Source organism: Thermopolyspora sp. NPDC052614, assembly GCF_040678635.1.
In the GTDB taxonomy this organism is placed as follows: Bacteria; Actinomycetota; Actinomycetes; order Streptosporangiales; family Streptosporangiaceae; genus Thermopolyspora.
This window is the reverse complement of record NZ_JBFATZ010000012.1, coordinates 193,278-214,751: the sequence shown is the minus strand read 5'-3', so window position 1 is coordinate 214,751 and position 21,474 is coordinate 193,278. Positions and strand designations below refer to the sequence as shown.

Here is a 21,474-nt window from a genome sequence, read left to right as displayed (position 1 = left end):
GGCGGAGATGAGGTTATCGCATCCATGGGGTGGAGGCGAATCGGTTGCCCGAGCTAGGAGTAGCTTACCGTGTTTCGGGGGGTGTTCGCGCCTTTGTTTCGCCGGGGTGGCGGGGGAGTGGCGGGTGGGGAGCCCGGCCGGGCGGGGCGGGCTCCCCGGGGCGCGTGGGTCACTCGGCTTCGCTGAAGGTGACCTCGATGCCGCCGACGAGGTCGGCGGAGAGGTTGTAGATGACGGCGCCGAGGGTGGACAGGGCGGTGATGAGGACGACGTTCACCGCGCCGATCAGGGCGGTGTAGCCGAGGATGCGGACCGGCTCGAACCAGGACTTGATGTCCAGGCCGCTGGCCTGCTGGCCGTCGCCCTCGGTGAGCTGGGTGACCGTCTGGACGATCGAGTCGAAGACGCCCAGGGCGGACAGCACGCCGTACAGGACGGCGACGGCCACGAACAGCACCACGAAGCAGACCAGGGCGACGACGAAGCTGAACTTCATCGCCGACCAGGGCTCGACGCGGCGCAGGATCAGGTGGGCCTTGCGGGGGGCCCGTGGCTCGGGCTTGCCGCTCTTGCCGGAGGGCTTGGAGGTGGGGCGCGCGGGGGACTCGGTGGTGAGGCCGCCGGACGGGCGGGACGCGGTGCCGTCGGTGCCGCGCATGAGGCCGACGCCCGCGTTGCCGGACGGTGTGCCCGCGCCGTCGGCGGAGGACGACCACGGCTTGTCCGAGCGGATGCGCGTGGTGACGTTGTTCTCCATTGACTTGCCGGGGCGGCCGTCGGCGTCGCCGACGGAGTCCCGCCGCCGGGGCGCGGTGGCCTCGGCGGTGGATCCCGTGGCCGGCTTGGCGGCGCCGTCCCGGACGCCGTCCGCGGGCTTCGGCGCGTCGAGCTTGTCGCCGACCTTCTCCCGGGCCTGGGTCGCCGCGGGGGGGCCGCCCGCCGTCGGCGGACGGTTTCGGTTGCCGGTCGTGCCTGTCTTGGCGCCGCCGGAGTTGCCCTGGCTACTCATTCCTGGTCTCCTGCCGGGTTCTGCTCGGTTTGCGGCGCTTGTTCAGCATCCAGTGAGTCGTCGCCCCGCGATTCCGCGTTGCGTGCGAGTGCGACGACGCTGTCGCCCATCGCGAGATTCATGAGACGAACCCCCATGGTCTGCCGACCGGACTGCTTGATCTCACCGGCGCTCGTGCGGATCACCCCGCCTGCGGACGTGATCGCGAAGACCTCGTCCTCAGGGTTCACCATTACCGCTCCTACAAGCTTCCCACGAGAGCTGACGATTTTCGCAGTGAGCACTCCCTTGCCACCTCGCCCTTGCACCGGATACTGGTCCGCCGCCGTGCGCTTGGAGTACCCACCTTCGGTCGCGACCAACAGGTCCGCGCCATCACTTACCACGTTCATTGCCAGCAACTCGTCTCCGTCGACGAACCGCATGCCGATGACACCGCTGGTCGCGCGGCCCATCGGGCGCAGCGCGTCGTCGGACGCGGTGAACCGGATCGACATGGCGTTCCGCGAAACCAGCAGCAGGTCGTCGTCCTCGGAGATGAGCCGTGCCGCGATCACCTCGTCATCTTCGCGCAGGTTGATCGCGATGAGGCCACCGGAACGTGGCGAATCGTACTCGGACAAACGGGTTTTCTTCACCAGACCGCTGCGTGTGGCGAGCACCAGGTACGGCGCGACGTTGTAGTCACGAAGGTCGAGGACCTCCATGACGTGTTCGTCGGGCTGCATCGCCAGCAGGTTCGCCAGGTGCTGGCCGCGGGCGTCGCGCCCCGCGTCGGGCAGTTCGTACGCCTTGACCCGGTAGACCCGGCCCTTGTTGGTGAAGACCAGCAGCCAATGGTGGGTCGTGGTGACGAAGAAGTGCTCGACGATGTCGTCCTGGCGGAGTTGCGCGCCGCGCACGCCCTTGCCGCCGCGCTTCTGCGCCCGGTACAGGTCGGTCTTGGTGCGCTTGGCGTAGCCGCCGCGGGTGATCGTGACGACGATGTCCTCTTCGGCGATCAGGTCCTCCATGGACATGTCGCCGTCGTACGCGATGATCTCGGTCATGCGGTCGTCGCCGAACTTGTTCGCGATCTCGGTGAGCTCGTCGGCGACGATCGTGCGCTGCCGGATCTCGGAGCCGAGGATGTCGTGGTAGTCGGCGATCTGCGCCATCAGCGCGTCGTACTCGTCGGTGATCTGCTGGCGCTCCAGGGCGGCCAGCTTGCGCAGCTGCATGTCGAGGATGGCCTGGGCCTGGACCTCGTCGATCGCCAGCAGCTCCTGCAGGCCGATCGACGCCTGCGCGGCCGACGGGGATCGCCGGATCAGCGCGATGACGTCGTCGAGGCGTTCCAGCGCCTTGAGCAGCGCGCGCAGGATGTGCGCCCGCTCCTCGGCCTTGCGCAGCAGGTAGCGCGTGCGGCGGACGACGACCTCGATCTGGTGCGCCGCGTAGTAGCGCACGAACTGGTCCAGTCGCAGCGTGCGCGGGACGCCGTCGACCAGGGCGAGCATGTTCGCGCCGAAGGTGTCCTGCAGCTGGGTGTGCTTGTACAGGTTGTTCAGCACGACCTTGGCGACCGCGTCGCGCTTGAGCACGATCACCAGGCGCTGGCCGGTGCGGGAGGAGGTCTCGTCGCGGACGTCGGCGATGCCGCTGATCTTCCCGTCCTTGACCAGCTCGGCGATCTTCTGCGCGAGGTTGTCCGGGTTGACCTGGTACGGCAGGGCCGTCACGACGAGCGCCTGACGTCCCTTGACGTCCTCCTCCACCTCGACGATGGCCCGCATGGTGATCGAGCCGCGCCCGGTGCGGTAGGCCTCCTCGATGCCCCGCCGCCCGACGATCAGCGCCCCGGTGGGGAAGTCCGGTCCCTTGATGCGGGCGATCAGTGCGTCGAGCAGTTCCTCGTCGCTCGCCTCGGGGTGCTGTAGCGCCCACTTGACGCCGTCGATGACCTCGCGCAGGTTGTGCGGCGGGATGTTGGTGGCCATGCCCACCGCGATGCCGGCCGACCCGTTGACCAGCAGGTTCGGGAACCGGGCCGGGAGGACCACCGGCTCCTGCGAGCGCCCGTCGTAGTTGGGCTGGAAGTCGACGGTCTCCTTGTCGATGTCACGGAGCATCTCCATGGCGATCGGCGCGAGCTTGCACTCGGTGTACCGCATCGCCGCCGGCGGGTCGTTGCCGGGGGAGCCGAAGTTGCCCTGGCCGTCGACGAGCGGGTAGCGCAGCGCCCAGGGCTGCGCGAGCCGTACCACGGTGTCGTAGATCGACGTGTCACCGTGCGGGTGGTAGGAGCCCATGACGTCGCCGACGACGCGCGAGCACTTGAAGTACCCGCGGTCGGGCCGGTAGCCGCCGTCGTACATCGCGTAGAGTACGCGGCGGTGCACCGGTTTGAGACCGTCGCGTACGTCCGGCAGCGCGCGGGAGACGATGACCGACATCGCGTAGTCGATGTAGCTGCGCTGCATCTCGAACTGGATGTCGACCGGCTCCACGCGGTCCGCGGGCGGTCCGGCGGGTGGGGTGTTGACTTCCGTCACAGGTGGAGGTCCTCTCGGGAATCTATGCGGGTACGTGCTGCCGCTGCACGTCCGACTACACGTCTAGGAACCGGACATCCCTGGCGTTTCTGATGATGAAGTCGCGGCGCGCCCCGACGTCCTCGCCCATCAGCACGGTGAACAGGTCGTCGGCCTGGGCGGCGTCGTCGAGCGTCACCTGGAGCAGCAGCCGGGTGGCGGGGTTCATCGTGGTCTCCCACAGCTGGCTGGGGTTCATCTCGCCGAGACCCTTGAACCGCTGCACGCCGTCGTGCAGGCGGGGGTCGCGCTTGCCCTGCGCGATGCCCGCCTCGATGATCGCGTCGCGCTCGCGGTCGTTGTAGGCGTAGTCGGCGTCCTCGCCGCGGCGGTCCCACTTGATCTTGTAGAGCGGGGGCTGGGCGAGGTAGACGTGGCCCGCTTCGATCAGCGGTCGCATGAAGCGGAACAGCAGGGTGAGCAGCAGGGTGCGGATGTGCTGGCCGTCCACGTCGGCGTCGGCCATGAGGATCAGCTTGTGGTAGCGCAGCTTGCTGATGTCGAAGTCGTCGTGCACGCCGGTGCCGAGCGCGGTGATCAGGGCCTGGACCTCGGCGTTCTGGAAGACCTTGTCGATCCGGGCCTTCTCCACGTTGAGGATCTTGCCGCGGATGGGGAGGATCGCCTGGAACTTGGGGTCCCGGCCGCCCTTGGCGGAGCCGCCCGCCGAGTCGCCCTCGACGATGTACAGCTCGCACTTCTCCGGCTCGGTCCACTGGCAGTCGGCGAGCTTGCCGGGCAGGCCGGAGCCGGCCTCGAGCAGCGACTTGCGGCGCGTCAGGTCACGGGCCTGACGCGCGGCGATGCGGGCGCGGGAGGCCTGCAGGGACTTGTTGATGATCTCCTTGGCCTCGCCGGGGTTGCGCTCGAACCAGTCGCGCAGGTGGTCGTTGCACGCCTTCTGCACGAACGACTTGGCCTCGGTGTTGCCCAGCTTGGCCTTGGTCTGGCCCTCGAACTGGGGGTCGGCCAGCTTCACCGAGATGATCGCCGTGAGGCCCTCGCGGATGTCCTCGCCGGTGAGGTTGTCGTCCTTGCCCTCTTTAAGGAACTTCTGCTCGCGCGCGTACCGGTTGACGATCGAGGTCAGCGCGGCGCGGAAGCCCTCCTCGTGGGTGCCGCCCTCGGCGGTGTTGATCGTGTTGGCGAAGGTGTAGACCGACTCGCTGTAGGAGGCGTTCCACTGCATGGCGATCTCGACCGCGATGCCGTCGCCCTGCTCCTCGAAGTCGATCACCGAGCCGTGGATCGGCTCCTTCTTGCTGTTGATGTGCGAGACGAAGTCGGACAGGCCGCCCTCGTAGTGATATTGCACGACGCGGGGTTCGCCGTTGCTGTACTCGGGGCGCTCGTCGCGCAGAGTGATCGTGAGGCCCTTGTTGAGGAAGGCCATCTCCTGGAACCGGCGCGACAGCGTCTCGAAGTTCCAGGTGGTGGTCTCGAAGACCTCGCCGTCCGGCCAGAAGGTGATCGTGGTGCCGGTCTCGTCGGTGGGCTCGCCCTTCAGCAGGGGACCGGGGCGCGAGCGATCGTACGACTGACGCCAGACGTGGCCGTCCGTGCGGACCTCGGCCTCCAGCTTCGTGGACAGGGCGTTGACCACCGAGACGCCCACGCCGTGCAGGCCGCCGGAGACGGCGTATGACTTGCTGTCGAACTTGCCGCCGGCGTGCAGCACGGTGAGCACGACCTCGATCGCGGGACGGTTCTCACCGGCCACGATGCCGACGGGAATGCCGCGTCCGTTGTCCGTGACCCGCACCCCCCCGTCGGGCAGCAAGGTGACGTCGATGTTGTCGCAGTAACCGGCGAGCGCCTCGTCGACGGAGTTGTCCACGATCTCGTAGACAAGGTGATGCAGACCGCGCTCGCCCGTCGAGCCGATGTACATACCCGGGCGCTTGCGGACCGCCTCCAGTCCTTCGAGGACGGTGATTGAGCTAGCGTCGTAGGACAAGTGCGAAATCCTCCTGCCGCGGACACGCGACAGGGCAGACATCAAGCGATGCTCTGTCCTGTGGTGCCCGTCACCGTCGTGAATGCCGCGATGCGGTCACCCGGGGGGAATCGGCGGCAAGCCGGGGTGACACGCAAGTGGCCGTGTCCGGAATCCTCTGCCATTCTACCGGGTTTGGCGGCCCGAGGTGGCAATGACGGCCGCTGTGATGGCCGCTAACGCCCCCACCCCCCGGTTCAGCATCCCCCCACGCGACCAGACCATCACTCCCCTCGCTGGCTTGTGAGCGCTTTTTCAGCCGTCCGGCCGTCCTGATTTCGGATGGTTGCGACGGCTTCAGCCGTACGTATCGCGGGGGCCGCGTCCGCCGGTCACCCGCAGACCGCCGGAGGGTCGGGGGGCGCCCTGCGGGCCGTGCACCCGCACGCGGGTGACGGTGCCCTCGCCGAGCTCCTCGTTCAGGCGCTTGACCAGCACGGCGGCGAGCAGGCGCACCTGCGTGGCCCAGGTGGTGGAGTCGGCCGCCACCATCACCTCGCCGTCGGCGAACGACTCGGGCCGGGTGTGCGCGGCCAGGTCGGGGCCGACGATCTCGGCCCATCGACCGAACACGCCGCCGACCGCCGCGGACTGCTCCCAGCCCCGGGCGGCGAGCAGGTCGCGGATCGCCCGGCCGAACGGCAGCGGGTCGCCGGAGTCGCGGCGCGGCGTGGCGGACCTGCGGCGCGGCTCGGTGCGGGGCAGCCGTCCGCGTCTGGCGGCGTCGGCCTTGGCCTGGGCGAGCTTCTCCCTCGCGTGGGCCGCGCCGCGGGCGTTCACCTCGTCCCGCGACTCGCCAGAGGGCCGGTCATCGAGGTCATCGGACACGTGTCACGCTCCCATCCGCCACGTCGAACCGGGCACCGGACAGCTCGGCGGGCACGTCCTCCGGAACGGCCGCCGTGATCAGCACCTGCTCGGCCGGGGCGACGATCTCCGCCAGGCGGCGCCTGCGGAAGGCGTCGAGCTCGGCGAAGACGTCGTCGAGGATCAGCACCGGGTCGCCGCCGTCGGCTCGCAGCAGATCGTAGGCGGCCAGGCGCAGCGCCAGCGCGAACGACCAGGACTCGCCGTGACTGGCGTAGCCGCGGGCGGGCAGCTGCCCCAGCCGCAGCTCCAGATCGTCGCGATGCGGGCCGACCAGGTTCACGCCGCGTTCCAGTTCGGCGGCCCGGACCTCGAGCAACGCCTCCCGCAGCCGTACGGCGAGGCTCTCCCGGTCGGCCGTCCCCGGCCTTCGGCCACCTGTGGACAACCCGGCAGCGCCGGGTGCCGCGCCGCCGACGCCGGCGGGGGAACCGCCCACAGGCCGGTCGCCGCCCGTCACACCGCCCATCGCACCCCCCGTCGTACCGCCCGTCACATCGCCGCCCATCGCATCGGCCGTCACGCCGCCCGGTCCGGCGCGCTCGGCCGTCCCCTCATGCCCCGTGCCACCGGCGGCGGAGCCGCCCTCCGCACCGCCACCGCCCGTGCTCTCACTGCCCGGCGGCCTGTCGGTCGAGGATCCACCGGTTGTGGACAACGTCGAGCGGTAGATCAGGTCGGCGGCGCCGGAGGAGGGGGCGAGCGCCGCGTACGCCTTGGCCGCCAGGGGCCGCAGCGCCTCGACCAGATCCAACCGGGCGGCGAGCAACTCGGCGCCGACCCGGGCCAGATGCGCGTCCCACACGTCGAGGGTGCTGAGCACGTCTCCGGCGCCGGCCGCCGCGAACGCGGCCTCGGCCTCCTGCCGCCGGGCGCCGCGCCTGCGGCCCGCCTTCGACGCCGCCGCGGCGCGCAGCAGGGCTCCGCGCTGCTTGAGCACCCGGTCGTAGTCCGCGCGCACGCCCGCGAACCGGGGGGCGCGGGCGACCAGCAGGTCGTCGAGGAACCTGCGGCGTTCGGCCGGGTCGCCCTTCACGAGGGCGAGGTCCTCCGGGGCGAACAGCACCGAGCGCAGCAGGCCGAGCGCGTCACGCGCGCGCGAGACGGGGGAGCGGTTGAGCCGCGCCCGGTTGGCCCGCCCCGGATTGATCTCCAGTTCGATGAGCGCCCGGCGCTCCTCGCGCACGACCATCGCGCGTACGATCGCCCGCGCGGCACCGTGCCGTACCAGCGGCGCGTCGGAGGCGACCCGATGGCTGGACTGGGTCGCGACATAGCCCACCGCCTCGACCAGGTTCGTCTTGCCGTGCCCGTTGGGACCGACGAACGCGGTCACCCCGGGCTCCAAGGCAAGGTCGACCGACCCGTACGAGCGGAAGTCGGTGAGCGACAAGTGGGCCACATGCACCCCCACGAGGGTAGCGGGAGACCCGGCCGTGGCGGGCAAGGCCCGGCGGGCCTGTGGATAACTCCGCGATCAGCGAGGCGGGGGAGAGGGAGGACCTTCCCGCGAGAAGAGCGAGAAGAGGATGTGTGAGGTTTTCCACAGCCCGGCCGGTGGGCGGTGGGGCCGGTTGGCCGGGCTCCGCCGGACCGTTTCGCATCGGGCCCGCGCCGGGAACCGGCTTTCGGAGCTCTTCATCGAGTCGCGTCCATGGTGGTGGTGTACGAGTTTGACCAGGTGACAGGCACGCCGCCGGACATGAGGACGGCCATCGCGTGATCCTTCGTGATTGCAAGTCAAGATCGAAGGAAAACCGGACGATGGCCGTGCACAACAGTGTGGACCCCGCAGCCTGGCTCGCGGAGCAGATCCAGGCCCAGGATCCGGATCTGTTGCGATCCATGGGTGAAGACCATGGCCGAAGCGTTGATGTCGGCCGAGGCCGACGCCCGCTGCGGCGCCGCCCACGGCGAGCGGCATCGAGCGGATCAACCACCGCAACGGCTACCGGATGCGGGAATGGGACACCCGGGCCGGCACCGTCGAGCCGGCCATCCCCAAGCTGCGCACCGGCTCCTACTTCCCCGACCGCCAGCCACCACGGGATGATCTCCCGCAGAGTGAGCCCGACCAGGGTGGCCAGGATGTACAGGCGGTCGGCGAGCGGGTCGAGCAGGCGGCCGATCCGGCTCACCTGGTTCCAGGCCCGGGCCAGGTGGCCGTCGAGCCAGTCGGAAAAGCCCGCCAGCATCAGCAGCAGCACCGCCCAGCCGTCAACCTGAGTGGCTGGGCTCCCCCAGGCGTCATCCTCCTTCCGCTCCCGCGGATAAGGAATCCGGGCCATCGGCTTCATTCGGCGAAGCCTATGCCGCCGACTTCGGCGCGGAGCGGTCCGACAACAGGGCTGTGGATAACTTCGGTGGACGATTGCCCAATTTGCCTACGCGGCCTGGGATATGAGCCCTTCCGGTGGGTCTGTGGATATCTCGTAATCCTGTGGATTACTTTTCGGTCTCGATCGGCGGAGTGACGTCCGCGCCGGGGGAGTCGGCCCCCTTGGCGTGGGCGCCCTCGGCGGAGGCGACCGCGTGCCCGCCGAACTGGTTGCGCAGCGCGGCGACGACCTTCATGGCGGGGGAGTCGGGCTGCCGGGAGGCGAAGCGGGCGTACAGGGCGGCCGTGATGACGGGCAGGGGCACCGCGTGCTCCACCGCGGCCTGGACGGCCCAGCGGCCTTCTCCGGAGTCCTCCGCGTACCCGCGCAGCTCCGACAGGTCGGAGTCGTCGTCCAGGGCCCGCACGAGCAGGTCCAGCAGCCAGGAGCGGATGACGGTGCCGCTGCGCCAGCTCCTGAAGCAGCCGGCGACGTCGGTGACGAGGTCGGAGGCCTCCAGCAGCTCCCAGCCCTCGGCGAAGGACTGCATCATGCCGTACTCGATGCCGTTGTGGACCATCTTCGCGAAGTGCCCGGCACCGTGGCCGCCGGCGTGCACGAAACCGTCCTCGCCCTCGGGCTTGAGGGTCTCGAAGATCGGCATCAGCCGCCGCACGTCGTCCTCGGCGCCGCCGACCATGAGCGCGTAGCCGTACTGCCGCCCCCAGACGCCGCCGCTGACGCCGACGTCGACGAAGCCGACGCCCTTGGCGCCGAGGTCCTCGGCGTGCCTGCGGTCGTCGGCGTAGTGCGAGTTGCCGCCGTCGATGATGACGTCGCCGGGCGACAGCAGGGCGGCGAGCTCGCCGATCGTGGCCCGGGTCGGGGCGCCGGAGGGGACCATCACCCACACGGCCCTGGGCGGGTCGAGGCGGTCGACCAGGTCCTGCAGGCTGCCGACGTCGCTGACCCGCGGGTCGCGGTCGTAGCCGACGACCTCGTGGCCGCCGGCGCGCAGCCGTTCGGCCATGTTGCCGCCCATTCGGCCGAGCCCGATCATGCCGATGCGCATGTGACCCCCACCCCCTGTGGATAACGACGATTCGCCGCGGACGCCGGGCCCCTACCCGATACGGCAGAGCTTAACTGGAGAGCCTGATCGGCATGATCAGGTACCGGTAGTCGGGGACGCCCTCGTCGTCCACAGGCTTGCCCCCGGTGAGGATGGCGGGCTTGGTGGACGTGGTGAACTGCAGGCGGGCCACGTCGGAGTCGATGGCGTGCAGGCCCTCAAGCAGGAACTGGTGGTTGAAGGCGATGTTGATGTCCTCGCCGTCGAACTCGACCGGGAGCACCTCCACCGCCTGCGCCTCGTCGCCGCTGGCGGCCTCCAGAACCACCTCGCCGCCGCTGAAGGCGAGCCGTACCGGGGTGTTGCGCTCGGCGACCAGGGCGACGCGCTTGACGGCCTCCACGAACGGGCCGGTGGGCAGGTCCGCGCGGGCGCTGAACTCGGTGGGCAGCAGCGAGCGGTACTTGGGGAACTCCGGGTCGAGCAGGCGGGTGGTGGTGCGGCGGCCGCCGCTGGTGAAACCGATCATGCCCTCGCCGGTGCCGCCGGACGAGCTGAGCGCGATCTCCACCTCGGCGCCGGTGACGAGGGCCTTGGCCGTGTCGGCGAGGGTGCGGCCGGGGATCATCGCGACGGCGGAGATGTCCGGCTGCTCCGGCTGCCACTTCAGCTCCCGTACGGCGAGGCGGTAGCGGTCGGTGGCGGCGAGGGTGACGGTGTCGCCCTCGATCTCCATGCGTACGCCGGTGAGCATCGGCAGGGTTTCGTCCTTGCCCGCCGCGACGGCGACCTGCGCGACGGCCGAGGCGAACACGTCGCTGCCCACCCGCCCGGCGGCCGGGGGCATGGTGGGCAGGGAGGGATAGTCCTCCACCGACATCGTCTGCAGGGTGAACCGCGCGGTGCCGCAGGTGACCACGGCCTTGGTGCCGTCCAGGGAGAAGTCCACCGGCTGGCCGGGCAGCGCCTTGGTGATCTCGGCGAGCAGCTTGCCGGAGACCAGGACCACGCCCGGCTCGCCGACCTGCGGCTCCAGGGTCACCTCGGCGGAGACCTCGTAGTCGAAACCCGACAGCTTGAGCGCCTGGCTCTCGGTGACCTCCAGTCGCATGCCGGCGAGCACCGGCTGGGACGGGCGGGCCGGAAGGCTGCGGGCCGTCCATGCGACGGCCTCCGCGAGTACGTCTCGGTCGACCCGGAACATCACGTGAATCCGCCTCCTGTGTCTGGCCCGGTCCACGGGCTGCTGTGCTCCACAGACGCTAGCGCCTCATGGGTGCCGTTGGGGACAGTCTTCACTCTCGCGCGCTCGCGCACGGCCAGAACCTTCTATTGGGTTTGATTTCTATAGGGAGAGAGATATTGGTCATCTCATTAGGGGGTGTGGATACTGTGGACAACCGGTGTTTCCGCAGCTCAGGCCCAACTTTTTATCCACCGGCCCTGTGGGTGGGCGGTGGATGACCGAGACGTGCCTGGGGATAACGAGAAGATGTCCACAGGCCGTCCACAGGCCCATCGGAGGTTGTCCACCGGCCGTCCCCGGTTATCCACCGATGTTTCAACAGGTTATCCACTGGGTATATGCACCTTTTGTCTCTCGGGCCGCTCGTCGTACACAGGTAATCCCCAGGTCACCTCTGGTTTTCCCCAGGTCATCAACAGGTTGTCCTCAGGTTTGTCCCCAGGCCTGAGAGCGCTGTGCACCCGCGGCAGAGCAATGATCAGGTACGGCGAGGCCCGGGATCCCGCCGTACGACGGGTCCCCACAGTTATCCACCGTGATCCACAGAGTTATCCACAGGCTGTGCACAAGTGAGGATGAAAGTGCGATTCAGCCGTTGCGCGACTGCTGCTTGATGCGGTTGGTCAGCTCGGTGACCTGGTTGTACACGGAGAGCCGCTCCGCCATCAGCGATCTGATCTTGCGGTCGGCGTGCATCACGGTGGTGTGGTCACGGCCGCCGAACTGCTGCCCGATCTTGGGGAGGGACAGGTCGGTGAGCTCCCGGCACAGATACATGGCGATCTGACGGGCGATCACCAGCACCCGCGAGCGCGAGCCGCCGCACAGGTCGTCGATGGACAGGCCGAAGTAGTCGGCGGTCTGCGCCATGATCGTGGCGATCGTGATCTCCGGCCCGGAGTCGTCGGTGATCAGGTCCTTGAGCACGATCTCGGCGAGCTGCAGATCGACCGACTGCCGGTTGAGGCTGGCGAAGGCCGTCACCCGGATCAGCGCGCCCTCCAGCTCGCGGATGTTCGTCGAGATCCGGCTGGCGATGTACTCCAGCACCTCGTCGGGCGCGGCCAGACCCTCCTGACGTGCCTTCTTGCGCAGGATCGCGATGCGGGTCTCCAGCTCGGGCGGCTGCACGTCGGTGATCAGGCCCCACTCGAACCGGTTGCGCAGCCGGTCCTCCAGCGTCACCAGCTGCTTGGGCGCGCGGTCGCTGGAGATGACGATCTGCTTGTTCGCGTTGTGCAGCGTATTGAAGGTGTGGAAGAACTCCTCCTGCGTCTGCTCCTTGCCCTCAAGGAACTGGATGTCGTCGACGAGCAGGATGTCCACAGCCCGGTACCGCGCCCGGAACCCGTCGGCCTTGTGGTCCCGGATCGAATTGATGAAGTCGTTGGTGAACTCCTCCGAGCTCACGTACCGCACCCGCGCGCCGTCGTAAAGGCTCTGGGCGTAGTGACCGATCGCATGGAGAAGGTGGGTCTTGCCCAGCCCGGAGTCGCCGTAGATGAACAACGGGTTGTACGCCTTCGCGGGCGCCTCGGCGACCGCCACCGCCGCGGCGTGCGCGAAGCGGTTGCTCGACCCGATGACAAAGGTCTCGAAGGTGTATTTCGGGTTGAGCCGGGCGGGCTCGCTCGGCTTGCTGCCGCGGCTCTCCCACCGGTTCGGCAGCGGACCGGCGCCGGGCGTCTCGAAACCCTGGCCTGCGTGCCTGCCTGGCGGCGGTCCCCCCGGCGTCTCGCCTCGCGTGCCGTCGGCGGCCGGGCCCGCGCCGACGCCCTCAGCGCCGCTGGCCGGGTCCCCTCCGGGGCCGCCCGCCGCTGCGCCGTACGGCGAAGCGCCCGACTCTCCCGCCCCGCCGGGCGTCACACCGGGAAAGGCTGACGCGCCGGGCGCATAGGGGTAGGGATACTGCGCCGCCTGTGGACGAGCCTGTGGATATTCGGTGGATGAACCTGTCTCGGACAGGCCCGGAGCGCCTACAACACCCTGCCTGTGCTGGGAATCCACGTCACGGTCGAGTTTTCCACCCTGTGGATAACCGGGCAGCGGCGCCTGGGGAGAAGGGTGGGGATACCGGGGCCCCTGGGCGGGCGCGACCGGCTGGGGACGGCTCTGCCGAGGCTCCTCGCCGTCGCCGCCACCGCCCTGGTCGACCATGACGGCCACCCGCATCGGCCGGCCGAACTCCTGGGAGAGCGCATGCGCGATCAAAGGCCGGAGTTTGCTCTCCAGCACATCCTTTGCGAACTCGTTGGGCGCCGCGAGCACCACGGTGTCGTTGACGAGACCGAAGGGACGAGTCATGGCGAGCCAGGCACGCTGCTGCGAAGGCACGCTTCCGTCCAGGAAGTTCCCCAGCGCACGCGTCCACACGGCCCTGAGGTCGAGACCCTCCACGATTCATCCCCTCCCTTCCTGCGCGGCCCCCGGTCGCCCGCCGCGATCACTTATCCACAGGTCCACTTATCCACAGGCCGCCGGGCTGAAGACGCCGTCCTTCGCCTCGGCGCCCGCCCGTGCCCGGTCGCGTTCTCCGCAGCAGCCCTTCCGTGATCCACATGGAATCCACACTGAATCCACATGATGTGCACAGCCGGCGGGCGTCGCATCCAGCTCATTCACGCACGCGAGAGAAGGTTCTGGAGGGGCCGACAGTAGCGTTGTGCACATCCCTGTTCAAGACGTTGTCCACAGCCTAGTGGCAGTGTGGGGGCTCGCGCGTGCACATGCTGTGGATGAGTGGCCATCGGTGGATAACCGCCTTGTGGATTAGTGGATAACTTCCGTTCGCCCGCCGTCCTCCACAGGCTGTGGCCGGCGGCACGGGCCGTTCATCGGTGATTCTGCGAGTCATCGGTGGAGTCTGCGGGCCTGGACGCCCGGAACCGGGGAGCGGCGCGGGCCGTCCGTTGGCGAGCCGGGCGGCATGGCGATGGCGGCGGCCGGGACGGTAGGGCGAGACCCCTATGATCGTTATGATCGTGCGGTCCGGTGGCGGAAGCACGCCCCTCGAACCCGCGCCCCGCGGGCGGCTGGTTTGACCATCGTGCGGCCTAGCCCGTAACGTACGAAGGTCGGCACGTCACGTGACGCTTTTTGCATGCCCGCACATGACGGCCAACGGCAACCTCAAGCGACGTTAAGCGTCCACAGATCCTGCGGACGCGTCTCAAGCATGGAGCCCACCCGTGAGCAAGCGTACTTTCCAGCCGAACAATCGCCGCCGCGCGAAGACCCACGGCTTCCGGCTGCGCATGCGTACGCGCGCAGGCCGGGCGATCATCTCCGCCCGGCGCCGCAAGGGCCGTCGGGAGCTGTCCGCCTGACGAGCGGCCGAGCCCTCCGACGTGATCCGCCCGCCCGAGACGATCGCGGCGGGCGGTGACGCCGCAGAGGGCACAGCCGCCAGGAGCGCCCTCGCATCGGGGGAGTCATCGCTCCAGGAGGTCACTCGTGCTGCCGTCCGCCTCCCGAATGCGGCGAAGTGAGGATTTCGCGACAGCGATCCGGCGGGGACGCCGCGCCGGACGCCCGAGCCTTGTCCTCCACCTGAACGTCGTCCAGAACGCCGACGGCGACCGGGATGCCCCGCCCCTGGTCGGCTTTGTGGTCAGCAAGGCCGTCGGAGGCGCCGTCACCAGGAACACCGTGAAACGGCGCCTAAGACACCTCATGCGCGTCCGCCTGCACCGACTTCCGCGGGGTAGCCTGCTTGTGGTACGCGCCAATCCACCGGCCGCGTCCGCGCGAAGTGAGCACCTGGCCGCCGAACTCGACGTCGCGCTGGATCGTTTACTCAGGCGGCGTGGGCCTGACCCGCAGGCCCGGACGGATGGACAGGCATGACGGCGCAACAGACCGCCGGGATCACCCCGGCCGCCCGGATCCTGATGGCCCCGATCAGGTTCTACCGGGCCTTCATCAGCCCACTGCTCGGGCCCCGCTGCCGCTTCGAACCTTCGTGCAGCGCGTACGGGCTTGAGGCCATCGCCGTGCACGGGGCGTTGCGCGGCTCGTGGATGACGGTCCGGCGCATCAGCCGATGCCATCCCTTCCACCCCGGAGGGTACGACCCGGTGCCGCCCCACCCGGTCCGGCCCCACGACGAGACGCAAGGGAGCTAGCTCAGTGGAGCTGTCCTGGCTGAATTGGCTCTATGAGGCCGTCGCCTTCGTGATCACTACGATCCATCGGGGCTACAGCACTTTCCTTCCCCCGGCCAACGGCCTGAACTGGGCGCTGACCATCATCACGCTGACCGTGCTGATGCGCCTGCTGATCTTCCCGTTGTTCCTGAAGCAGATGCGCTCGTCGCGGAAGATGCAGGAGCTGGCCCCCAAGGTTCAGGAGCTGCGCAAGCGGTACAAGAACGACAAGCAGCGCATGAACCAGGAGGTGATGAAGCTCTACCAGACGGCCGGCGCGAACCCGCTCGGCGGCTGCCTGCCGATCCTGGCCCAGTTCCCGATCTTCATCTCCATGTTCACCGTGCTGCGCGCGATGGCCGCGGGCCAGGCCAAGTTCGGCATGACGCAGGAACTGGTCAACAGCGCCCGCGCCGCGCACATCTTCGGTGCGCCCATTCCCGCCACGTTCTTCAGCAGTGACGCGGACATCATGGCGTTCGACGCGGTGCCCCTGAACACCCGGATCGTGCTCGGCGTCTTCGTCGCGATCAGCTCGTTCACGACCTTCATGACCGTTCGGCAGAGCGTCACCCGCTCCATGGCCCAGATGCCGGACAACCCGATGGCGCAGCAGCAGAAGATCCTGATGTACATCTCGCCGATGTTCGCCATCTTCAGCCTGAACTTCCCGCTGGGTCTGATCCTCTACTGGGTAACCACCAACTTGTGGACGCTTTCCCAGCAGCACTGGTTCTACAGCAGGCACCCGATGCCGAAGTTCGACGAGAAGGGCAACGTGGTGCCCGTGCAGCCGTCGCCCGGCCTGCTGGCGCGGCTCCGGAAGAAGGCACCCGAGCCCGCGCCCGAACCGGCCAAGCCGCAGACTAAGATCGTTCGCCAGCAGCCGAGCAGGCAGCCGCGAAGCAAGAGGACCGGTAGCAAGAAGTCATGAGGAAGGAGAGTCCGGACGTGACCGACGCCGAGACGCCTGCGGCCGCCACCGTGACAGCCGAGCCGGAGCCGGAGAACGACAGGCCTGCTCCCGACCTCGCCGCCCTGGAGCAGGAGGGCGAGATCGCGGCGGACTACGTCGAAGGGCTGCTCGACATCGCCGACCTCGACGGCGACATCGACATGGACGTCGAGGGCGACCGTGCGGTCGTGTCCGTGGTGGGGATCAAGGGCAACGAGCTGGTGGGCCCGCACGGGGAGGTCCTCGAGGCGCTTCAGGAGCTCACCCGCCTCGCCGTGCACCGGCAGACGGGGGAGCGCTCGCGCCTCATGCTGGACATCGCGGGGTACCGTGACCGCCGCCGCGCCGAGCTGGGCAAGCTCGGCACCGCCACCGCCGAGGAGGTCAAGCGCACCGGCAAGCCGAAGCCGCTCGCGCCCATGACCCCGTTCGAGAGGAAGATCGTCCACGATGCCGTGGCGGCCGCCGGTCTCCGCAGCGAGTCCGAGGGCGAAGAGCCCAGCCGTTACGTGGTCGTCTTTCCCGCCTGACCCACGGTCACCCGACCACGATCATCGGCACATCGTACGGTGACAAGGACCGCCGACCCGGCAACAGGTCGGCGGTCTTCGTTTTTCCGCTTGCGGTCCCGCTCCTCCGGCGGCGGCTCCGCCTTCCGGACCTTCCCGCGGTGCCGATCTGCCCGGCTCGCCGTACCCCATCCCCGCGAGGCTCGGCGGTATGGCGATATGTGGATGATCATAGGCTGCCTGTGGATAACGGGCCGTGGCGTCCGGCCGTCGTATGACCGTAGTAAGCCTCAACCGCCAGGTGGCGGAACGCTTCCGGCTTTCCGCTCGGTTATCCCCAGCCTGTGGATAACCGAGCGTGTGATGCAGGGCACCGAGGTGTGAAGCGTCTCCGGGTTCCTGGGAGTAACCGGAATCGGTCGCGCCGGTTCCCAGGTCCGGCTCTCTGGTGAGCAGGCCATCGGGCTCCAGCGCGTCCACAAGGGGAACGATCGCTCGGCCGCTGACGCGCCAAGGGCGTCCGCCAGATCCCGCATCTCCGTCCCCAGATGCCGCCACGATCAAGGCCTCGGGAAGGCAGGGACGCCACCTCCGTCTTCCCTGGGCGCTGCTCCGGGCGACGGGCACGGGTGTTCTGGTTCGCCGAGTCCGTAGACGCCGACATCCCGGACCTGCGCGAGCGACGCCCGCGTGCTCACGCTCGAGGCGTGGCTCGCCCGGATCTACGGATCCCGCCGCGAATGAGAGCCTCCTGAGTGGTTCGATGCCGTCGCAATGGGGCGATCACGACTACCCTTACTCGGAGATTCCGATAACGAGTGAGCGATGGCGGAGAGCAACGAACTTCCCGACGCGCCGGACGTGGCGCGTGAAGTCTTTTCCGATGAGGCGTGGCCGCAGGCGCGGGCGTTCGCCGAGATACTGGCCGGGCCCGGAGTGGTGCGAGGACTGCTGGGCCCGCGCGAGGTGCCGCGGATCTGGGACCGGCACCTGCTGAACTGCGCCGTGGTGGCCGAGGCCGTGCCCGAGGGGGTGCGGCTGGTCGACATCGGGTCCGGTGCGGGGCTTCCCGGGATCGTGCTCGCCATCATCCGGCCGGACATCACGGTGACCCTCCTGGAGCCGCTGCTGCGCAGGACGGTGTTCCTCGAAGAGTGCGTGGAGACGCTGAAACTCGGTAACGCGGAGGTGGTGCGCGGCCGGGCGGAGGAACTGGCGGGCAAGCGGGTGTTCGACGTCGCCTGCGCTCGGGCCGTCGCTCCACTCGATCGTCTGCTCGCGTGGTCCATGCCTTTGCTCGCCGAGGGCGGTCAGCTCCTGGCGATGAAGGGGGAGCGCGCCGCCGAGGAGCTTCAGGCCGCCGACGCCGAGCTGCGCAGGACCGGTGCGCAGGGGGCCGAGCTTGTCACGGTCGGGCGCGGTAAGGTCGAGCCGCCCGCCACCCTCGTCCGTGTGATCGCGGGACGGGCCCCCGCGCGTGACGAGCGCCGGCGTGGAAAGGCGAGTGCACCCGGGGGCGGACGACGCGCGCCGGGTGGTCAGGACAAGCGGCGGCGAAAGAGGCAGTGATGACCGAGAGCCAAGGGCTGGGCTGGCCGGGGGGCGGCGTGGCCGTACCGGCTGGGCGTCCATCCGGAGTGGGCTGGCCTTCGAACGCTGCCGTACCCGCGCAAAAGCCGATAGAAAAGACGACGAACGACCCTCCGAATCCCCCGAACCCCGGCGATTCGCCACCGGTACGAGAGGTACTGAGTTCCGTGGTTTCACGTGAAACATCTACTCCCAGCCCTCCGGCCCCCTCTGTGAACGGCTATTCCTCAGACGCTGACTGGCCGCGTCCGTCCCGCCGGCGGGTCATCACGATCGCCAACCAGAAGGGCGGCGTGGGCAAGACGACCACGGCGGTGAACCTGGCGGCGGCGCTGTCCATGCACGGGCAGCGGGTGCTGGTCATCGACCTGGACCCGCAGGGCAACGCCTCGACGGCGCTGGCCACCGAGCACCGTGGCGACGTGCAGTCGATCTATCAGGTGCTTGTGGACGATCTGCCGCTGAGCGAGATCGTGAAGCAGGTGCCGGACATGCCGAACCTCTACTGCGCACCTGCGACGATCGGCCTGGCCGGCGCCGAGATCGAACTTGTGTCGATGGTGGCGCGGGAGTCCCGGCTGCTCCGGGCGATCAACGCCTTCGACGCGTTCGAGGTGGACTACATCTTCATCGACTGCCCGCCGTCGCTGGGGCTGCTCACGGTGAACGCCATGGTCGCCGCGGCCGAGGTGCTGATTCCGATCCAGTGCGAGTACTACGCCCTGGAGGGGCTCAGCCAGCTCCTGCAGAACGTGGAACTCGTCCGGGCGCACCTCAACCCCGGCCTTTCGGTCTCGACGGCGCTGCTCACCATGTACGACGGGCGCACGCGCCTGGCCTCGCAAGTCGCCGAGGAAGTACGGTCGCACTTCGGTGATACCGTCCTCAACACGGTGATCCCGCGTAGTGTGCGGGTGTCCGAGGCCCCAAGCTATGGCCAGTCGGTCATCACCTACGATCCGGGGTCGAGCGGCGCGATGGCCTACGCCGACGCGGCCCGCGAGATCGCGTTTCGCAGCGCGACCGTGACCGGCGGCTGAGCCGTCGGCGGTCTCGCAGCGGATCACGGCAACCGGTCAGCAGCAAGGGAAGACGCGTGGGAGGGCCCCACGCGGGGGAGGCCAAGTGAGTAACCGGCCGCGGCGCGGACTGGGGAAGGGGCTGGGCGCCCTCATCCCCACCGGACCGATCGTGCAGCCTTCGGCACAACCGGAGCCCGCCGACCCGGAGGTCGCTCCCGGGTTCGCTCCCGCTCCGGTTCCCGTCGCCGGGGCGTACTTCCAGGAGATCGACGTCGAGTTGATCGACCCGAACCCGCGTCAGCCGCGGGAGATCTTCGATGGCGAGGCGCTGGACGAGCTGGCGATGTCCATCGAAGAGGTCGGTCTGCTTCAGCCGATCGTCGTGCGGGCCAAGGAGGGCGGCCGGTTCGAGCTCATCATGGGCGAACGGCGGCTGCGGGCGTCCAAGCTGGCGGGGCTGAAGCAGATCCCCTCGATCGTGCGCAACACCCAGGACGACGAGATGCTCCGGGAGGCGCTGATCGAGAACCTCCAGCGGGAGCAGCTCAACCCGCTGGAGGAGGCGGCCGCCTACCGCCAACTCCTGGACGACTTCGGCGCGACACACGAACAGCTCGCCCGCAAGGTGGGCCGCTCCCGCCCGCACATCACCAACACGCTGCGCCTGCTGACCCTGCCGCCCTCCATCCACAACCGCCTCGCCTCCGGCTTGCTGAGCGCCGGCCACGCCCGCGCCCTCCTGACCCTCGACGACCCCGCCGCCCAGGAGCATCTGGCCAAGCGCATCGTCGCCGAGCAGCTATCGGTCCGCGCCGTCGAGGAAATCGTCCAGATGGGCGAGGCCACCGCGGGCCGCGCTCCGCGTCAGCGCGCCCCCAAGCAACCCCCGACCCCGGCGCTGAAGGACCTGTCCGATCGCCTCTCCGACCTCTTCGAGACCCGCGTGAAGGTCGATCTCGGCAAGACCAAGGGCCGCATCGTCGTCGAGTTCGCCTCCGTCGACGACCTCGAACGCATCCTGTCCTCCATGGCCCCGGACGCCATCGCCACCATGCGGAGCTCCTCCGAATAGAGCACGGGTCACGCGACCCGTCCGGTTCGTCGGCCTCGGGCTGAGGGGAGTAGGGGAGTACGGGGCCTTCCCTCATGCGGCGGTGCACGGCCTGACCGCGCACGATCTGGAGGACGTCGCCGTCAAACAGGCCGCCGTGACCTCCGCCCGGCGGGTGGCGGCCGCGGCCGCGGCCGACGACGCGCGACCCTCGGCCGCTGCGGTGTCCGACTCCTCCGCGCCGATCGTGCCGGACTCGCCTGCCGGGGCGACCGGGGAGTGTTTCACGTGAAACAGGAATGGCTGGACGCCTGCTTCAGCGGGTCGTGCGAGTGAGCTTCTCTAGCGGGCCGGTCGATGAAGCGGGTGAAGGCGTCCGGGGACGGGAAGGCCGCCGTTGTTTCACGTGAAACACCTGAGCCTCAAGGCTGTGACGAGTCGGCATCGAGGGGTCAAACCATCCCGTCGCTATGGACTCTGGGCGAAGAGTCAGCCCGGCTCATTCGGGCGATCCAACCTTCCCCTTCGGCTGTCTGCCCGCTGATGTTCGAGGCTATGCATGTGCTTCGTGGCGCTGGCGGATATCGGCTACGGGCCATGCGGCCGAGAGGCGTACTGAGGTCCTGCGGGTGTCGGTTCGCAGATGCCGCAACTCGGCGCCTCGGTAGTGGACGTTCTGGTTGACCGGGGTGAGCCCGGCGTTGAGCAGGCGGACAGCGCCTCGATGTGCTCCACTGAGTTGCACAGTCGGCGGCTACCCGGTCGCCGGGGATAGGCCCGTCACGCGGAAGTACGAGGCAGCGTCGGCCGAGGAGAGTTGGTCGCGGCGCAACATTGGGTTGGACCGCTGAAGCAGGAAGGCGTCCGAGGACCTCGGGAAGCGTGCCGAGGTATCACGCAACACCCAGGGCGAGCCGGCGTCGTCTCGGGAGAGTTGGATCGCGGCGCAACGGGGGAGGCGGTTTCACGTGAAACAAAGACGGGCTGGCCTCTGCTTCAGCGGGCCCTCTGTACGCGGACTGGTCGATGAAGCAGGAAGGCGTCCGAGGACCTCGGGAAGCGTGCCGATGTTTCACGTGAAACGCCCCGGCGTGAGATGGGTCGGTCGAAGGGGTGGTGGA

17 protein-coding genes and 2 pseudogenes are annotated in these 21,474 nt (G+C 68.9%); 10 read left to right on the top strand and 9 right to left on the bottom strand.

What is annotated here, in order from left to right:
* Positions 1-169 precede the first annotated feature (169 nt).
* From AB0K60_RS25160 to recF, 5 genes are all read right to left on the bottom strand, one after another.
* Complete coding sequence (locus AB0K60_RS25160; protein ID WP_364059770.1) at positions 170-757, bottom strand: DUF3566 domain-containing protein; 588 nt, start codon at positions 755-757, stop codon at positions 170-172.
* A gap of 248 nt (positions 758-1,005) precedes the next feature.
* Positions 1,006-3,543, bottom strand: a complete 2,538-nt coding sequence (gyrA, locus tag AB0K60_RS25155) for a DNA gyrase subunit A (RefSeq protein ID WP_364059680.1) — start codon at positions 3,541-3,543, stop codon at positions 1,006-1,008.
* Positions 3,544-3,598: 55 nt separating this feature from the next.
* Positions 3,599-5,581 carry a DNA topoisomerase (ATP-hydrolyzing) subunit B gene (gene gyrB, locus AB0K60_RS25150; RefSeq protein WP_364059677.1) on the bottom strand — a complete coding sequence of 661 codons (1,983 nt, stop codon included), beginning with the start codon at positions 5,579-5,581 and terminating at the stop codon, positions 3,599-3,601.
* Between the two features lie 294 nt (positions 5,582-5,875).
* On the bottom strand, positions 5,876-6,406 hold the full coding sequence (locus tag AB0K60_RS25145) for a DciA family protein (RefSeq protein WP_364059674.1): 531 nt from the start codon (positions 6,404-6,406) through the stop codon (positions 5,876-5,878).
* On the bottom strand, positions 6,396-7,853 hold the full coding sequence (gene recF, locus AB0K60_RS25140; protein WP_364059671.1) for a DNA replication/repair protein RecF: 1,458 nt from the start codon (positions 7,851-7,853) through the stop codon (positions 6,396-6,398). Before recF ends, AB0K60_RS25145 begins: the two co-directional genes overlap by 11 nt.
* 356 nt (positions 7,854-8,209) lie before the next feature.
* On the opposite strand from recF, the pseudogene AB0K60_RS25135 reads away from it, so the two are divergent.
* A pseudogene (locus tag AB0K60_RS25135) lies at positions 8,210-8,475 on the top strand (transposase); the annotation flags it as partial.
* 6 nt (positions 8,476-8,481) lie between these two features.
* Here the strand turns inward: AB0K60_RS25135 and AB0K60_RS25130 are convergent.
* From AB0K60_RS25130 to dnaA, 4 genes and pseudogenes are all read right to left on the bottom strand, one after another.
* Positions 8,482-8,670: pseudogene (locus AB0K60_RS25130) on the bottom strand (CDP-alcohol phosphatidyltransferase family protein); the annotation flags it as partial.
* A 220-nt stretch (positions 8,671-8,890) separates the two neighbouring features.
* On the bottom strand, positions 8,891-9,835 hold the full coding sequence (gnd, locus tag AB0K60_RS25125; protein ID WP_364059668.1) for a phosphogluconate dehydrogenase (NAD(+)-dependent, decarboxylating): 945 nt from the start codon (positions 9,833-9,835) through the stop codon (positions 8,891-8,893).
* A gap of 70 nt (positions 9,836-9,905) precedes the next feature.
* Positions 9,906-11,042 (bottom strand): DNA polymerase III subunit beta, encoded by a 1,137-nt coding sequence (gene dnaN, locus AB0K60_RS25120; RefSeq protein ID WP_364059665.1) that lies wholly within the window; start codon positions 11,040-11,042, stop codon positions 9,906-9,908.
* Between the two features lie 627 nt (positions 11,043-11,669).
* The gene (gene dnaA, locus AB0K60_RS25115) at positions 11,670-13,481 is read right to left on the bottom strand and encodes a chromosomal replication initiator protein DnaA (RefSeq protein WP_364059767.1); all 1,812 of its coding nucleotides are present in this window, start codon (positions 13,479-13,481) and stop codon (positions 11,670-11,672) included.
* A gap of 788 nt (positions 13,482-14,269) precedes the next feature.
* Between dnaA and rpmH the strand changes: the two genes are divergently transcribed.
* The 9 genes from rpmH to AB0K60_RS25070 all read left to right on the top strand — a co-directional run bounded on the left by rpmH (position 14,270) and on the right by AB0K60_RS25070 (position 20,645).
* Positions 14,270-14,407, top strand: coding sequence for a 50S ribosomal protein L34 (gene rpmH / locus AB0K60_RS25110; RefSeq protein ID WP_364059662.1), 138 nt, complete (start codon positions 14,270-14,272; stop codon positions 14,405-14,407).
* Between the two features lie 55 nt (positions 14,408-14,462).
* Positions 14,463-14,927, top strand: coding sequence for a ribonuclease P protein component (gene rnpA, locus AB0K60_RS25105; protein WP_364059659.1), 465 nt, complete (start codon positions 14,463-14,465; stop codon positions 14,925-14,927).
* Positions 14,924-15,205 carry a membrane protein insertion efficiency factor YidD gene (gene yidD / locus AB0K60_RS25100; protein ID WP_364059656.1) on the top strand — a complete coding sequence of 94 codons (282 nt, stop codon included), beginning with the start codon at positions 14,924-14,926 and terminating at the stop codon, positions 15,203-15,205. The genes rnpA and yidD overlap by 4 nt, the downstream gene beginning before the upstream one ends.
* A gap of 4 nt (positions 15,206-15,209) precedes the next feature.
* The gene (gene yidC / locus AB0K60_RS25095) at positions 15,210-16,160 is read left to right on the top strand and encodes a membrane protein insertase YidC (RefSeq protein WP_364059653.1); all 951 of its coding nucleotides are present in this window, start codon (positions 15,210-15,212) and stop codon (positions 16,158-16,160) included.
* A complete protein-coding gene (locus AB0K60_RS25090; protein WP_364059649.1) occupies positions 16,157-16,711 on the top strand; it encodes a R3H domain-containing nucleic acid-binding protein in 555 nt (184 codons plus the stop codon). The genes yidC and AB0K60_RS25090 overlap by 4 nt, the downstream gene beginning before the upstream one ends.
* An 804-nt stretch (positions 16,712-17,515) precedes the next feature.
* On the top strand, positions 17,516-18,259 hold the full coding sequence (gene rsmG / locus AB0K60_RS25085; protein ID WP_364059646.1) for a 16S rRNA (guanine(527)-N(7))-methyltransferase RsmG: 744 nt from the start codon (positions 17,516-17,518) through the stop codon (positions 18,257-18,259).
* Positions 18,260-18,492: 233 nt separating this feature from the next.
* Positions 18,493-19,320: a ParA family protein gene (locus AB0K60_RS25080; protein ID WP_364059643.1), complete on the top strand. Its 828-nt coding sequence runs from the start codon at positions 18,493-18,495 to the stop codon at positions 19,318-19,320.
* Between the two features lie 85 nt (positions 19,321-19,405).
* Positions 19,406-20,374, top strand: a complete 969-nt coding sequence (locus AB0K60_RS25075) for a ParB/RepB/Spo0J family partition protein (RefSeq protein ID WP_364059640.1) — start codon at positions 19,406-19,408, stop codon at positions 20,372-20,374.
* A gap of 82 nt (positions 20,375-20,456) precedes the next feature.
* Entirely contained in the window at positions 20,457-20,645 is a 189-nt protein-coding gene (locus tag AB0K60_RS25070; protein WP_364059637.1) for a hypothetical protein, read from the top strand.
* Positions 20,646-21,474 lie beyond the last annotated feature (829 nt).